We start from the raw sequence: 1,537 nt of genomic DNA, 5'->3' as shown, positions 1-1,537 counted from the left end.
CCGTGGCCGCGCCGTCCGCCGCCCGCGCCGTTCGTGCCGGGGCCGTCCCGCTCGGCAGCGCCGTCCCCGGCGGACCGGGCCGCGTCCGGTCGCGCTCCCTCTCCCCGCACACCGCTGTGTGTCATGTCCTTCTCCCCGCCCTCGCTCCCGCGAACGTGCCCCCGCGCGCGGCTCCTGCGCACGGTCGGACACGCACCGCCCCTCCATGGCCGTACGACCGTGCCGGTGGATCGGTTGTCCTTCCGGCCGTGACGGGGCCGTTCTGTAGGACGCGTGACGGGACCGTCAGGTCACTCGGCGCACTCGACCTTGTCGGCCGTGGCCTTCCGGACCCCCTCCGGGGTCTTGCCGGAGGTGGCGTCGAGTTTGACTCCGGCGCCCTTGAAGTCCTTGCCGAGGGTGAGGGTCATGGTGGGCAGGCCCTGGGAGTTGGTGACGCTTTCGCCGGGTTTCATGGCGGATCCGGACAGGCCGAGGATGTCGGCGAGGCGGCGGGCCTGGTCGGCCTGGTCGGGGGCGTATTCGAGGGTGGTCTTCTTGAGTTCCTCGGGGGCGTTGCCGGCGTTCTCGGACTTGGTGACGCCTGCTTCGGTCTGGAGGTAGTCGAGTTCGAGCTGGGCGCTGCCCGAGGGGGCGCCGCCGTTGAGGATGCGGACGCGGACCTCGCCGGGGTCGGACTTGGTGCCCTTGAGGCGGGCGGCGACCGCGGCGGCCTCCTTCTTCTCCTTCTTCTTGACCTCGGTGAAGGAGACGTCGTTCCTGATCATGTCGAAGACCTGCCGGGCGGGCGCCTCCCTGAGGACGACCGTCGCCTTGACCTTCTCGGCGGGGTTGTCGTCCACCGGCACCGTGGTGAAGGTCAGGTTCTTGGTGTTGAGCTTGCCCAGCTCCAGACCGAGGTCCTTCAGCTTGCCGATGCTGTCCAGTTGGGAGTCGACGGTCAGCGCCTCGGTGCCGGCCTCGGCGAGCTTCAGCATCTTGGACGGGCTGGTGAGCGTGTCGTTGGACTTCAGCTTGCGCATCAGCGAGCTGAGGAACTGCTGCTGGATCTCGATGCGGCTCAGGTCGCCGCCGAAGCCCACCGAGTGCCGGGTGCGCACGAAGGCCAGCGCCTGCTCGCCCTCGATGGTGTGCTTGCCGGCCGACAGCTTCAGATGCGAGTCCGGGTCGTCGATGTCCTTCGCCAGGCACACCTCGACCCCGTCGACGGCCGTGGTCAGCGTCTTGACCGCGTTGAAGTCGGCCACCATGAAGTTGTCGGGGGTGACACCGGTCAGTTCCGTGACGGTCCGCATGGTGCAGCTGGGCGTACGGCCGTCCTGGCCGAGGCTGGTGTTGAAGCGGGCGCCGGTGGAGCCGGGGATGACCTTCTCCGTCCCGTCCTCCTGCGTGGTGGGGCAGTCGGGGATGTCGACGATCAGGTCGCGGGGGATGCTGAGCGCGGTCGCGTTGGAGCGGTCCTTGGAGACGTGCAGCAGGATCGTGGTGTCCGCGTGGCCCTCGCTGCCCTTGTCGCCGTAGCCCTCGTTGCCCGCAC

The 1,537-nt window shown here is 69.4% G+C and carries 1 protein-coding gene; it reads right to left on the bottom strand.

The window, feature by feature from the left end:
• Positions 1-290 precede the first annotated feature (290 nt).
• Positions 291-1,537: LCP family protein (locus B7767_RS05875; protein ID WP_085571188.1), on the bottom strand; the 1,247-nt coding region annotated here is incomplete at its 5' end.

The organism is Streptomyces sp. 13-12-16, from assembly GCF_002114215.1.
Classification (GTDB): Bacteria; Actinomycetota; Actinomycetes; order Streptomycetales; family Streptomycetaceae; genus Streptomyces.
The sequence above is the reverse complement of the archived record's forward strand: the minus strand, read 5'-3'. Positions and strand labels throughout refer to the sequence as shown.